The following is a 13,065-nucleotide window of genomic DNA, read 5'->3' as shown; positions in this document are numbered from 1 at the left end:
TCTTATCAGGGAAAGCCTTAAAACCCATCCTTCAAACCCTATGAAAAAACTACTATTTCTCTTTGTGCTGTTCTTGCAGAGCAGCTTTATTTTTGCACAAAATACGCGCAGTACTTCCGAGTTATTCATAGAAATTCCAGAACGGGGAAATTACGTCGTTTATGTAGATGATGAATTTGCCGGATCTTCAAAAGGACGATTCCGTTTTTATGAAATCCGCAATAGCGCTCCTACGGTAGTCGTGATGAAAGACAATGCGGAGGTCTTCCGCAGACGTATCAATTTACCGATGAATGCCCGCTTACTGGCCGGTTACACCAGTCGTGGGGGTTGGAGAAACATCAGCACTTTAAATTTATACGACCGTGGCCAGTACGCATTGGACAACTGGGATCGAGCAATTTTTAGTGACCGACCTGGGCCTGGGCAAATAGATGACAGACCTGAAATCATGAATGCTGATGAATTCAAGCAATTGCTGTCTATGATCAGCAAAGAAACCTGGGCTGATGGTCAGGTAAAATTGATAAAAATAGCTTTGAAGAGTTCATGGATAACTTCAGACCAGGCTTATGATTTGGTGAGGGTATTAAAATTTGGCGGAGACCAATTGGAATTGGCAAAATATATTTATCCTTTCATTTCGGATAAAAGGAATGCCATGAAAATCGGCAATTTATTCCGCTTCCCGACCGACAAATCAGCTTTCATCGACTTTATGGCTAAACAAAATTAGAACAAATGAGTACTGGCAAAGACTATAAAAAGATCCAGCAAATCGTGTTGGCTTATCAAAATAAACTAAAGGAGCTGGAAGAAGATCGTTTTCTCGAAACGCCTGCTATTGGCGGCTGGTCCTACAGTGAAGTGTATTTTCATATTTTTGACTCCAGTATCCTTTCTTTAAAGCAATTGACGTGTGCTATTACTGGTCAGGGTGAGCAAAAACCTACTGCTTTTATTGTAAAGCTGATTCTATTTATGGGTAGTCTTCCTCCGGGAAGAAAGTATAAGGCACCGAAAAGGTTGGTAGAAAGACTGAAAAAAATCAGCAAAACGGAGGCTGTGGCTTTAATGGACGACTTTGTAAAGCAACTGGAAAAAGATGCTTTACTACTCCCAAATGCGGATAAAGGCTTGAAAATGCCGCATCCAAGGTTTGGTTATCTGAATGCATTTCAGTGGTTGCGCTTTATTAGAATTCACCTGAACCACCATTTGCAACAATTACATAGGATTGATCAAAGCTACCTACGATAACCCAACAAATTTCACATCTTTGCCTATCTTTTATCTCTATTAGAAGGTTAATAAATGTATAACTTATGAAAAGGATCCTTTATATCAGTTGTTTTGTTCTGGCACTTTCTGCCTGTAACAGTGAACCTAAGCAAAGTCAGAATGTAGTAACTCCTACACCTGGCGGCCTTCCTTCGGCTAGTCCAACCATGGCCAGCGGAGAAAAACCAGCAAACAATCCAGCACATGGACAACCTTTTCATGACTGCGCACTTCCAGTTGGAGCACCATTGAATGCCAGTGCGGCAGCAGCGGCTCCAAGTACAGGAACGGCAACTTCAGCTCCTGTTGCTGTGCCACAAACGACAGCACCTGCGGCGACTGCTCCAAGTACGCCTGTAAACCAGAAAGAAGCGAAATTAAACCCGGCTCATGGCCTTCCAGGTCATGATTGTGCGATCCCTGTTGGTGCACCCTTAAGTTAATTTTAGCAAGAACAGGCGAGCATGAAAATCCCAAGTATTCCTGGTTTTGACCAGGGAGCGATAGAGAAATACGCAAAAAATGCAGGCTGGCTGATGATTGCCCGTGTGGGCAGTATGGGCATAAAAATAGTGGCCAGCATAGCTGTCGGGAATTATTTAGGTCCAGAAGTATTCGGAGTTTACAATTACCCACTTGCATTTATTACGTTTTTCATTGCCGCAGCGGCTTTGGGATTAGACGGTTTTGTAACCAGGGAGCTCCTGCGTTTCCCGGAAAAGAAAAACGAATTACTCGGCACAGCTTTTACTCTGAAACTTATTGGTGGTATCGCTGTGCTCCCACTGATTTATCTCGCTTATCATTTTGCGGTAGACATGACCACCGTAGACGCGCCATTGTCTTATATTATGGTGGTCGGTTTTACGGGGGTTGTTCAGGCATTTAATATCATTGACAGTTATTTTCAGTCCAGGGCCCAGGGGAAATTTATAATGGCTGTGCAGGTGATGGGAAACCTGTTATCTGCAGGTTTCAAATTGCTATTGATTGTACTGGGCATGAGCCTGAATTGGTTTATCGCTGCCTTACTGTTTGATGTGATTGCATTGGCGCTTGGTTATGTGTATATATACCAAAAGGAAGGAGGATCTATATTTGAATGGAAGTTTGAAAGTCCTTTAGCACGTTTTCTACTAAAACATTCCTGGCCAATGGCATTTTCGGCCATCCTGATTTCCATCTACATGAAGATAGATACGCTGATGATCCAGGGATATTTAGGTTCTGCACAGCAAGGAATCTATGCCACAGTGGCCCAGTTTTCTGAAGCCTGGTACTTTATCCCTGTAGCCATTGTAACGGCCGTTTTTCCAGCCATTATGAATGCAAAAAGAGATGACCCGGAAAGGTATCAGCGAAGAATGCAGAACATGTACGATTTAATGGTCTGGATCAGCCTCAGCATCGCACTTTTCATGACCTTTGCTTCTCCCCTTATTTACAGAATATTGTATACTCCTGACTACTGGCCTGCAGCGCATGTATTGTCAGTACATATCTGGGCAGGGGTTTTTACTTTCCTTGGTACTGCCAGCGGACAATTCCTCATTGCAGAAGGTTATACCAAACTTTCCATGGTTCGCACTGGTGCTGGAGCGATCATCAACATTGTTTTAAACATCCTGTGGATTCCAGAATATGGGATTATGGGTGCCGCAGTGGCGACATTAATTGCCTATGCGAGTTCAAATTTCATGATTTTATTCATTCCAAAAACAAGGCAGCAAGGCATTATGATGCTCAAATCTTTATTCCTCATCACGCTGTTTGAAAAGGTCAAAAACAGGCCTTCTGGAGTTAAGTAAGCTTAAAGAAATTATCTGATCCAATAATTATACGGATATATTAGCTTTTTGCGTTTAACATTTTAACTTTGACACTCAAATGACCTGCATCTTAACATGGAACTGCAGGACATAAATTTAAGCCATACAGGTGAACCGACACATGATTTCATGACCGTTACATCTTACAAAAACACATATTATACAGATGAATTCCTTAAGAAAGGTAGTAAGATCAATCGTATTAAAACCAAAAAACATATTGGATCTTCTGCAGTTGAAGTCCAAAATCAAGAAATCGTCGGATCCTTTGAACATCATTATCGGTTCAGAAAACACCGATTATGAAAACTGGTTGCCGACCAATATCGAGAGTTTAAATTTATTGGAAAAGAGTTCTTTTGAAAACTTGTTGGGCGAAAAGAAAGCCTCAAAATTTCTTGCCGAACATGTATTTGAGCACATCAGCTATGCAGATGCCCTGATCGCTTTAAAAAACTGTTATGCATTTATGGAGAAAGGCGGCAGCATCAGAATTGCCGTTCCAGATGGTTTCCATCCTAATCCAGCTTATATTGAACAGGTAGAACCTGGTGGACATGGAGAGGGTTCCCATGACCATAAGTTGTTATACGACTATAAAAAACTAAGCAAAGTACTGGAAGACGCAGGGTTCCGAGTGAAACTTTTAGAATATTATGATGAGCAGCAGCAGTTTCATTTTGTAGACTGGAAAAGCGACGATGGCCATATTCTAAGGTCCAGAAGGTTCGATAAGCGCTTTAATGAGCCTCTAGGCTATTCTTCATTGATTATTGACGGTATAAAAGACTAATCAAATGGCCATCATCACAGAAGATATCGTCGCTTCTTACAACGACTTTTACACCGATAGCGATGTAGAATGGCGTATGCTTGGTGCAAAATCCAAAGCAAAAAACCTGATCGCGGTGTGTCAGGGAATTCAGCCAAAGAAGATATTGGAAGTAGGTGCGGGAGATGGCAGTATATTACATTACTTAAACGAGTGGAACTTTGGCACGGAGCTTTATGCGCTAGAAATAGCGGATAGTGGTGTTGAGCTGATCAGAAAGCGCAATTTGAGTAAATTAAAGGAGGTCAGCCGTTTCGATGGCTATAGTATTCCCTATCCGGACGACAGCTTTGACCTCATCATTCTTGCTCATGTACTGGAACATGTGGAGCATGAAAGAGTGCTGTTAAGAGAGCTAAAAAGGGTGGCTAAATATGTGGTCATTGAGGTACCATTAGATTACCGTTTTGGCGTTGACAAAAGAATGAAACACTTCCTGGATTATGGCCATATCAACATGTATACCCCAACATTGATCCGTTTTCTGCTGCAAAGTGAGGGTTTTGTGATCGAAGCGGACAAAACCACCCTTACCCCTATTGACACCATTAAATTCTGCGAATTTAAAGTTAAGAAAACACCAAAAACTATACTGACTACTTTAAAAATAGAGTTGGAACACCGCATTAAAAACATTTTGGGTACTATTCTAGGAAAAAATAAGCGGGAGCAATTTGGGAACGCTTATACTGTGCTCACTAAAAAGTCAAACCAAAACCTCGAGATCTTCTAATATGCAGCTTTTTGCACCTATTGCTTTATTCGTTTATAACCGTCCGCAGCATACGGAACGTACTATTAAGTTTTTGCAGCAGAATCAACTGGCGGCAGAAAGCAGGTTATTCGTATTTTCTGATGGATTTAAATCCGCGGAAGACCAGGCAAAGGTGATGGAGGTTCGCGAGCTGCTGAAAAGCATTGATGGGTTCAAATCTGTGGAAATCATTGAGCGTCCGGAAAACATGGGACTGGCCAATTCGGTCATCGCTGGTGTCAGCCGACTGGTAAAAGACTACCAGCAGGTGATTGTGATGGAAGATGACCTGATCACTTCCCCTTTTACCCTGACCTATTTTAATGAGGCCTTAAGCCGCTACCGCGAAGAAGAAAAGGTGATGCATATCGGGGCTTACATGTATCCTTTAAAAGAGAATAATCTTCCTGAATCATTTTTCTATCGAGCGGCGACAAGCTGGGGATGGGCGACCTGGGAGCGTGCATGGCAGCATTTTGAACCAAATATCGACACTTTAATGGGTCAGTTTGATGCGAAAAAGAAGTCAGAGTTTTCTATTGAACATAAAATGAACTTCTGGAAGCAGATGCAGGATTTTAAAAATGGAAAGAATAACTCCTGGGCGATCCGATGGTATGCTTCCATCTTTTTAAAAGGCGGATTAACCTTGAACCCTTCCCAATCATTAGTGAACAATATTGGCCATGATGGAACCGGAATCCATTCCGGGATCAACGATATTTATAATGTGATCATTAACCCTAAGCCGATTCAGCATTTTCCAACGGAAATTAAGGAGAACAAAGCCGCTTACGAGACCATTAAAAGCTTCTTGTCTACACGTAAAGGTAGTTTATGGGAAAGGATCAAAAGATACGTTAAACAGCGTTTGGGCTAGTGCGTAGACGTTCTAATCTTCGACAGTGCTCTCCTCTCGTTCTGCCTGGTTTAGATGAGTCAGTTCATCTAATTTCCGCTGGATTTTAGCCTTCAGAGGCCTATCATCCGATTGGTAATCTTGATAGAGCATCACTCCAAGTTCATATCCTCTCTTCGCTTTTTTTGTTCTAAACTCCAGATCAGCCTTATCTTTATCTAATAATACCATCGTTTCCATGCGTTTGACTATTGCGAGGTTTCTTTTCCAGGAATCCAGGACGCATTTTTTGATCAGTTCCAACTTTTCAGTTTTAGACATTCCCTGGTGGAGGCTATAGATTTCATTAAATGCCAGTTCATTGCTCATCAATTTTTCGCGAAGCTTAGCATACTCTTTGATTTGATAAATCGGTGAAAACCGCATAACACCTGCTCCTAATAGCAATACCAGGAAGAAGGCAGTGGCTGTTCTCCAATATACTGGCAGATTAATTTTGAAAATCACTGGATTATAAAGGAGGTAACCAAGTACAAATCCAGATATTACTCCCCCAAAATGTGCAGAATTATCTGTTTTTTTGCCCATCAATCCATTCAGCAGCATAAAAGCAGTCAGGATCAGGGTACTGATTAATAGTGCCCTATTGGCATTTTTCTCGAAGGCATTGCTGAGTAGTAAGGCCAGAAAGGCACCGAACATCCCCATAATCGCGCCTGATGCACCCCCCATAAGGCCTGTTTTATAGTGTACTACACTGATCAGTCCACCACAAATACCGCTCAACAGGTAAACGGCTAATGTTTTCCAGCTACCCAGTTTATTCTCCACCATGAGACCGATATAAATGAGTGCGTACATATTACAGAACAGGTGAATAAAAGAAAAATGAATGAATTGATGGCTCAGTAATCTCCAGACCTGACCATTTAGTACCGCATCTCTGGAGTCCGCACCGAGGTTTAGAAAAATCCTTTCTCCGACCTCCTTCCATTCAAAAGGGGTTAGATTTACTCCTTTAAATTTAATGACCTGGAGCGTGAAGACCAGTATAATCAACAGATAGTATAAAATATTAGCGATCAAAAGCAGCGGTGTGACTACATATCCCTTTCTGGGAATAAACAGGTAGAGCACATTTTTGATCTTATTCTTGATGGCCAAGGGCGCTTTTTCGAAATACTGGTCGTCCTGACTGGCAATATGTTCATGAAATTGTTCGAGTTTTTCTTTCCAGACATCTTTCAGATGAAACTGAACATATTCAAACTCATCGAAGAACTTTTGAAGGTTCTCTTCATTTTTTCCATAGTCATTAAACAGGAGCTGAACACCTACGCATTCGCTTTTAAAAATGGCGAAGTTAAAGTTGATGCGGATGGAGATCTCTTCGCTATAGGATTGAAAAGAAAGCCCAGTATAGGCAATAAGACCTGATTCTGAAACATGACTTAGCTTCCAGCCCAGGTTTTCGATGACTTGCTGTGCAATAATGAGGTACTGGTCTGCCGGGTAATCTCCTAGCGGTATATATTTTTCAACTTTAGGTGAATAGCCCCAGCTTAGTCCCATTTTCTTTTTACTTTTTTCTTGCTTCTAAGATAATATAAGGAGACAATACTTTGGAGTTAAAAGGAATGATTTTAGTAAATATTTTTCCTGCAAACCAAAGTGTTTTCTTCAAAAGACGAACACTTAGTGGTTTTTGCTGTTCATTTTCCAGCCACAGACTGAAATTTCCGAAATATCTGGATTGCACGACATCCAGGCCTGCCTGTTCACAAATGCCAGCCAGCAGTTTAGGATCCATACAATCTATGTTGTGTTTATCGTAATTTTCGCGGTCGAAAGACTTTTGGAACCAGCCATTCAGGGCTTTAAAATTAGGGAGGGTGATGAATAAGGTTCCACCAGGTTTTACAAAAGCAATGTGACGGTTGATGATGTCGGCGGTATCGTTGAAATGTTCGATCAATCCACAAGATAAGACCAGGTCAAATTCCTGCACGGGCTGATAATTAAACAGATCTGTTTCAATAATATTGATGTCGCTTGGTTTCAATTGATTGGCTTCTAATAACGTATTGGTCACCGGCTGGTGCACGAAATAGTCGAGCAGTGTGACATCCAGCTTAAAATATTTTTTCAGAAATACGGCATAATATCCTGGAAAGCCACCCAGTTCAATTGCCGTTTTTACGCCCTGTTTGTTGATAATTTCGCCGAGTTCCTGATGAAACAAATAATTTGATGGAATATTAACCGATAACCCGGTTTTACTTTCCCAATAATTCACCCAAAACTGTCTGTCGGTTAACAGGTTTTCCATATTATATTTTTAGCTTTTATAATTATCTTTTGATTGATTCCTGTTCATTTAATTGTTTTCAAAGTCCTAATTTAATGTCATATTATCATCATATACCATTTGTGAGCTTACAGCTTAGGATTGTTTCGATTTTTAAATTAAATTTAACGGCAGGCGAACCGGCTTTATAAGTTTGGAACGAAAATACAGAAGAATTTAACAATAACCGCTAATTTTGATAGATTGAAAGTAGTTCACTTAAATACATACGAAGGAAATGGCGGCGCCGGAAGGGCTTGTCTTAGGCTAAGTGATGCATTAAAAGCGCATGATGTTGATTCTGAAGTGATGGTTTATTTTCAGTTTAAAGAAAGCAAACTGACCACTGCTTTTAACAGAAGTCCATTTCAGAAAGCGGTGGCTGTTGTGAAGATTCTGGCAGAGCGGTATTTGTCGAAAGCCTTCTCAAAAGCGTTAAAAACCCCTTTTTCTTTGCAATGGTTTGGCAGATCTGTCATTCATCACCCTAAAGTAAGATCTGCGGATATTATCCACATCCACTGGATCAACCATGGATTTTTATCGCCCAAATTTCTGGCACAGATCGATGAGTTGGAGAAACCGGTGGTTTGGACTTTTCATGATAGCAATGCGTTTACAGGAGGTTGTCATGTACGTTATTCCTGTGAAAATTACCATAAGGAATGCGGTAATTGTCCGCTGTTGAAATTTAGCGGCAAGGATGATTTTTCTCATAGGAATTGGTTACAAAAGAAAAAAGCTTACTCTGAATTGAACTTTCACATTGTAGCACCGAGTCATTGGATGGCAGATTCTGTAAAGTTGAGCAGTTTAATGGGAACAAGAGCAGTTACTGTGATCCCAAACACGATAGAGACCAAGGTTTTCAAGCCTTATGTAAAATCGGAAGCCAAGAAAATATTAAAGATCAATCCTGATAAGTTTGTACTGATGAGTGGTTTCATGCCTTCCAAGAATGACAAACACAAGGGGACTTCTTATTTGATTGACGCTTTAAACGACCTGTCTACTAGGCCGGGAATCATAAAAGAAAATATTGAACTGGTTATTTTTGGCAATAAAGACAATGTGGATATGCCGGAATTCCCTTTCAAAACCACATTTTTAGGAACGATCAGTAACGACAGTCACCTCGCTAAATGTTACTCTGCCGCAGACGTATTTATTACGGCTTCTCTGGAAGACAATCTACCGAATACGGTAATGGAGAGTCTGGCTTGTGCAACTCCGGTGGTGGCCTTTAAAACAGGTGGCATTCCTGACATGGTGAAGCATCTTGAAAATGGGTATTTAGCGGAGTATAAATCTTCGGAAGACCTCGCCACTGGAATTGAGTGGTTGTACCATGATGAAAACGCTCCTGATATTCAAAAAGAAGCCAGAAGAACGATATTAACTGAATTCTCGGAGTCGGTTATTGCAGAAAAACACTTATTATTGTATCAATCGCTGATTAATTTACAGCCTCATTAAAAACAATTCACTCTATGCAACCAAAGCTCAGTGTCATCACCATCGTTTATAATAATGTAAAGGATATTGAGCGCACGATGCTTTCTGTGTTGAATCAGACTTATCCGAATATTGAATACATTTTGATTGATGGTGCCTCTACCGATGGTACCAAAGACACGATTTACAATTATAAATCTCGTCTGGCGCAGTTTATTTCAGAGCCTGACAAAGGAATTTATGATGCCATGAATAAAGGGCTCGCATTGGCAACAGGGGATTATGTCCTGTTCATGAATTCGGGTGATGAAATTTATTCTCCGGTCACAGTTACTGAGGTATTTGAAAGTGCTTCTGCTGCTGACATTTACTATGGTGAGACGGAAATGTACGATGAGAACTGGCATAGCCTGGGACAAAGAAGACATCGGGCTCCGGAAACTTTTAGCTGGAGAAGTTTCAGGTATGGCATGTGTATCAGTCATCAGGCGATCTATGTGAAACGCAGTCTGGCGGGACCTTTTGATTTACAATATAAGTATAGTGCAGATATTGACTGGATCATCAGGGCGGCTAAAAATGCGTCAAGTATTGTCAATACGCACAGTTATGTGGCCAAATATCTGGTTGGGGGAATATCTAAAAAGAAACACATGGCGAGTTTAAAAGAGCGTTTCAAGATCTTTACCAAATACTACGGTTTTATTCCGAATGTGATCAACCATCTTTTCATTGCGGTCAACTTAGGGCAGTATTACATCCGCCATCGCCGAACAAACGATTAAGTTTTCATTTTGCAGGAAAAGGGAAAAGCTTTTCGCTCCTCCCTTTATTATATTGTTTTTGATCTTTTCAAAGATAGCTGAGCCAATGATCAAAGCTAGTCATCTGCTTTTTGAAAGATCCTTGTGCTGTTTCTTTTGAAAACTATGGATTAGTAGACCACAATGCGGCTTCTTTCACAAATACCCTGCGGTTTAGCTTCAATTGAGCTATTACAAATTCTGCAAAATCTTCTGCCTGCATCACGCGATCAGGGTTACCATCAGTTAGTTTCAGGTCGATTGCCATATCTGTAGCAACTGTGCTTGGCACTAAAGTAGTGACACGAATGTTGTGTTTACGGCCTTCCTGCATTAAGGATTCAGACATTCCAATTAGTCCGAATTTAGAGGCACTGTAGGCACTCGTTACTGCTGCTCCATTTTTTCCTGCGGTTGAAGATACGTTGATGATATCACCAGTTTTTCTTTCGATCATTTCAGGAAGTACAGCACGTGTCACATAGTAAGGACCTAAAAGGTTCACTTTTATAATTTCTTCCCATTTCGCTGGCTCCAGTTCCATGAATGATCCGAAGGTACCGATTCCGGCGTTATTGATCAGGATATCAATTGCACCCAGTTCCGATTTTAAAGATTCCACGGCGGTATTTACACCATTGATATCGGAAACATCCATTGTTGCGATTGCCGTTTTAACACCATATTGTGCAAGTTCTGCAGCAACTTTTTCCAAATCGGCAAGTGTTCTTGCGGCTAAACCTACGTTTACACCTTCTTGTGCTAAAGCGATAGCAACGGCACGTCCAAGTCCTTTTCCGGCACCGGTAATGATTGCATTTTTTCCTTTCAATGATTCCATCTGAGCTTGTATTTATGTTTTATAATGCACAAAACTAAGAAAAAAGAAGGGGCTATACCTGATCGCCTATAGACTTATGACTTCTAAATAGAAAAAGCCCCTGAACATGAAGTTCAGGGGCTTTTTCAAAATATTAATCTTGCTAGAAGCGGATTAGTTTTTGTTGTTTTTACGTGCAGCTTCAGTTAAGTGAATCTTACGTAAACGCATGCTCAATGGAGTAACTTCAATGTACTCATCAGCCTGGATGTATTCCATAGCTTCTTCCAGAGAGAACTTAATTGCCGGAGCAATACGGTTGCTATCATCAGTACCTGAAGCACGCATGTTGGTTAAAGCTTTACCTTTAACGATGTTTACTACTAAGTCATTGTCACGGATGTGTTCACCCATAATCTGACCTTCATAAACGTCAACACCTGGATCAACGAAGAAACGTCCACGATCTTGTAGTTTATCAATTGAATAAGCAGTAGTACTACCTTTTTCCATTGAAACTAATACACCGTTTAATCTTCCAGGGATTACACCTTTCCAAGGCTCATAAGCTTTGAAACGGTGAGCCATAATCGCTTCACCACCAGTGGCAGTTAATACGTTATTTCTTAATCCGATGATACCACGTGCAGGGATTTCAAACTCTAAATGCTGTAAATCTCCTTTAGGCTCCATGATCAACAATTCACCTTTACGTTGTGTTACCAATTCAATTACTTTACCAGCAACTTCACCAGGAACGTCAACGATTAAAGTTTCAATAGGCTCACATTTTTTACCATCAATTTCTTTAATGATTACCTGTGGCTGACCTACCTGAAGCTCATAACCTTCACGACGCATCGTTTCGATCAATACTGATAAATGGAGAATACCTCTACCATACACTAAGTAAGCATCTGGAGATTCAGTTTCCACTACTTTAAGGGCTAAGTTTTTCTCCATTTCTTTGTAAAGACGTTCTTTGATACGTTGAGACGTTACAAATTTACCTTCTTTACCGAAGAATGGTGAGTTATTGATGGTGAACAACATGTTCATTGTTGGCTCATCAATTTTAATTACTGGCAATTGCTCTGGAGCTTCGAAATCTGCGATAGTATCACCGATATCAAATCCTTCAATACCTACAACAGCGCAGATATCACCAGATCTTACTTCAGTAGCACGGATTTTTCCAAGACCTTCGAACGTATATAATTCTTTTACTCTTGATTTAACAGTTTTACCGTCACGTTTGATCAAAGTAACCGGTTGGTTTTCTTTAATTGAACCGCGGTGAACACGTCCAACTGCGATACGACCTACGAAAGATGAATAATCTAAAGAGGTAATCTGCATTTGTAATGTACCTTCATTTGTTGGTGCAGGGGGAATGTTAGCTACTACAGCATCTAATAATGCGAAGATATCAGTAGTAGGTTTTTGCCAGTCTGTACTCATCCATCCTTGTTTCGATGAACCGTAGATTACAGGGAAATCTAATTGATCTTCTGTAGCCTCAAGGTTGAAGAACAATTCAAAGATTTGCTCATAAACTTCTTCAGGACGACAGTTTTCTTTATCTACTTTGTTTACAACAACGATCGGTTTTAAACCAAGGGCTAAAGCTTTTTGTGTAACGAAACGAGTTTGAGGCATTGCACCTTCAAAAGCATCACACAATAACAATACTCCATCAGCCATTTTCAATACACGTTCTACTTCACCACCAAAATCGGCGTGACCAGGGGTATCAATAATGTTGATTTTTACATCCTTGTACATCACAGATACGTTTTTGGAAACGATGGTAATACCACGTTCACGTTCCAAATCGTTATTGTCAAGTATTAAATCTCCGGATTGTTCGTTATCACGGAAGATTGAACAAGAGTGTAAGATCTTATCAACCAGTGTAGTTTTGCCGTGGTCAACGTGTGCTATGATAGCTATATTTCTTATTTTTTGCATAAAATGCGTGTAAATTTTTGCGCAAAGATACAGTTTATTATCGACATATCAATCAATTAGTTAAGAGCAAATAATGAAAAATAACGCGCGTTTTATATTACCATAACAATGACC

Annotated in this window: 13 protein-coding genes; 9 read left to right on the top strand and 4 right to left on the bottom strand. The window is 40.4% G+C overall.

Annotation, left to right across the window (positions count from 1 at the left end):
• Nucleotides 1-40: 40 nt before the first annotated feature.
• The 7 genes from AQ505_RS01715 to AQ505_RS01685 all read left to right on the top strand — a co-directional run bounded on the left by AQ505_RS01715 (nucleotide 41) and on the right by AQ505_RS01685 (nucleotide 5,576).
• Complete coding sequence (locus AQ505_RS01715; protein ID WP_157262165.1) at nucleotides 41-736, top strand: DUF4476 domain-containing protein; 696 nt, start codon at nucleotides 41-43, stop codon at nucleotides 734-736.
• Nucleotides 737-741: 5 nt separating this feature from the next.
• Entirely contained in the window at nucleotides 742-1,260 is a 519-nt protein-coding gene (locus tag AQ505_RS01710; RefSeq protein ID WP_062546586.1) for a DinB family protein, read from the top strand.
• Nucleotides 1,261-1,325: 65 nt separating this feature from the next.
• Nucleotides 1,326-1,724: a hypothetical protein gene (locus AQ505_RS01705; RefSeq protein WP_062546585.1), complete on the top strand. Its 399-nt coding sequence runs from the start codon at nucleotides 1,326-1,328 to the stop codon at nucleotides 1,722-1,724.
• Nucleotides 1,725-1,745: 21 nt separating this feature from the next.
• Complete coding sequence (locus AQ505_RS01700) at nucleotides 1,746-3,089, top strand: flippase (protein WP_062546584.1); 1,344 nt, start codon at nucleotides 1,746-1,748, stop codon at nucleotides 3,087-3,089.
• A 187-nt stretch (nucleotides 3,090-3,276) separates the two neighbouring features.
• Nucleotides 3,277-3,903: a hypothetical protein gene (locus AQ505_RS01695; RefSeq protein WP_062546583.1), complete on the top strand. Its 627-nt coding sequence runs from the start codon at nucleotides 3,277-3,279 to the stop codon at nucleotides 3,901-3,903.
• Between the two features lie 4 nt (nucleotides 3,904-3,907).
• Nucleotides 3,908-4,675, top strand: a complete 768-nt coding sequence (locus tag AQ505_RS01690) for a class I SAM-dependent methyltransferase (protein WP_231635006.1) — start codon at nucleotides 3,908-3,910, stop codon at nucleotides 4,673-4,675.
• A 1-nt stretch (nucleotide 4,676) separates the two neighbouring features.
• Nucleotides 4,677-5,576 (top strand): glycosyltransferase, encoded by a 900-nt coding sequence (locus AQ505_RS01685; protein WP_062546582.1) that lies wholly within the window; start codon nucleotides 4,677-4,679, stop codon nucleotides 5,574-5,576.
• Between the two features lie 12 nt (nucleotides 5,577-5,588).
• Here AQ505_RS01685 and AQ505_RS01680 read toward each other — a convergent pair whose 3' ends face one another.
• Nucleotides 5,589-7,127, bottom strand: a complete 1,539-nt coding sequence (locus AQ505_RS01680; protein ID WP_062546581.1) for a rhomboid family protein — start codon at nucleotides 7,125-7,127, stop codon at nucleotides 5,589-5,591.
• Between the two features lie 7 nt (nucleotides 7,128-7,134).
• Nucleotides 7,135-7,884, bottom strand: a complete 750-nt coding sequence (locus tag AQ505_RS01675; RefSeq protein WP_062546580.1) for a class I SAM-dependent methyltransferase — start codon at nucleotides 7,882-7,884, stop codon at nucleotides 7,135-7,137.
• Between the two features lie 222 nt (nucleotides 7,885-8,106).
• On the opposite strand from AQ505_RS01675, the gene AQ505_RS01670 reads away from it, so the two are divergent.
• Together AQ505_RS01670 and AQ505_RS01665 are read left to right on the top strand one after the other, a co-directional pair.
• The gene (locus AQ505_RS01670) at nucleotides 8,107-9,378 is read left to right on the top strand and encodes a glycosyltransferase (protein ID WP_062546579.1); all 1,272 of its coding nucleotides are present in this window, start codon (nucleotides 8,107-8,109) and stop codon (nucleotides 9,376-9,378) included.
• Between the two features lie 14 nt (nucleotides 9,379-9,392).
• On the top strand, nucleotides 9,393-10,142 hold the full coding sequence (locus AQ505_RS01665; protein ID WP_062546578.1) for a glycosyltransferase family 2 protein: 750 nt from the start codon (nucleotides 9,393-9,395) through the stop codon (nucleotides 10,140-10,142).
• Nucleotides 10,143-10,284: 142 nt separating this feature from the next.
• Here the strand turns inward: AQ505_RS01665 and AQ505_RS01660 are convergent, their stop codons facing one another.
• Both AQ505_RS01660 and typA read right to left on the bottom strand, forming a co-directional pair.
• Entirely contained in the window at nucleotides 10,285-11,001 is a 717-nt protein-coding gene (locus AQ505_RS01660; protein ID WP_062546577.1) for a 3-ketoacyl-ACP reductase, read from the bottom strand.
• A gap of 153 nt (nucleotides 11,002-11,154) precedes the next feature.
• Nucleotides 11,155-12,951, bottom strand: coding sequence for a translational GTPase TypA (gene typA / locus AQ505_RS01655; RefSeq protein WP_062546576.1), 1,797 nt, complete (start codon nucleotides 12,949-12,951; stop codon nucleotides 11,155-11,157).
• Nucleotides 12,952-13,065: the final 114 nt, after the last annotated feature.

The organism is Pedobacter sp. PACM 27299 (genome assembly GCF_001412655.1).
Classification (GTDB): Bacteria; Bacteroidota; Bacteroidia; order Sphingobacteriales; family Sphingobacteriaceae; genus Pedobacter.
The sequence above is the reverse complement of the archived record's forward strand: the minus strand, read 5'-3'. Positions and strand labels throughout refer to the sequence as shown.

Coding starts and splice junctions, on each gene's coding strand:
- AQ505_RS01715 (WP_157262165.1), top strand. CDS start 41: ATGAAAAAACTACTATTTCTCTTTGTGCTGTTCTTGCAGAGCAGCTTT.
- AQ505_RS01710 (WP_062546586.1), top strand. CDS start 742: ATGAGTACTGGCAAAGACTATAAAAAGATCCAGCAAATCGTGTTGGCT.
- AQ505_RS01705 (WP_062546585.1), top strand. CDS start 1,326: ATGAAAAGGATCCTTTATATCAGTTGTTTTGTTCTGGCACTTTCTGCC.
- AQ505_RS01700 (WP_062546584.1), top strand. CDS start 1,746: ATGAAAATCCCAAGTATTCCTGGTTTTGACCAGGGAGCGATAGAGAAA.
- AQ505_RS01695 (WP_062546583.1), top strand. CDS start 3,277: ATGAATTCCTTAAGAAAGGTAGTAAGATCAATCGTATTAAAACCAAAA.
- AQ505_RS01690 (WP_231635006.1), top strand. CDS start 3,908: ATGGCCATCATCACAGAAGATATCGTCGCTTCTTACAACGACTTTTAC.
- AQ505_RS01685 (WP_062546582.1), top strand. CDS start 4,677: ATGCAGCTTTTTGCACCTATTGCTTTATTCGTTTATAACCGTCCGCAG.
- AQ505_RS01680 (WP_062546581.1), bottom strand. CDS start 7,127: ATGGGACTAAGCTGGGGCTATTCACCTAAAGTTGAAAAATATATACCG.
- AQ505_RS01675 (WP_062546580.1), bottom strand. CDS start 7,884: ATGGAAAACCTGTTAACCGACAGACAGTTTTGGGTGAATTATTGGGAA.
- AQ505_RS01665 (WP_062546578.1), top strand. CDS start 9,393: ATGCAACCAAAGCTCAGTGTCATCACCATCGTTTATAATAATGTAAAG.
- AQ505_RS01660 (WP_062546577.1), bottom strand. CDS start 11,001: ATGGAATCATTGAAAGGAAAAAATGCAATCATTACCGGTGCCGGAAAA.
- typA (WP_062546576.1), bottom strand. CDS start 12,951: ATGCAAAAAATAAGAAATATAGCTATCATAGCACACGTTGACCACGGC.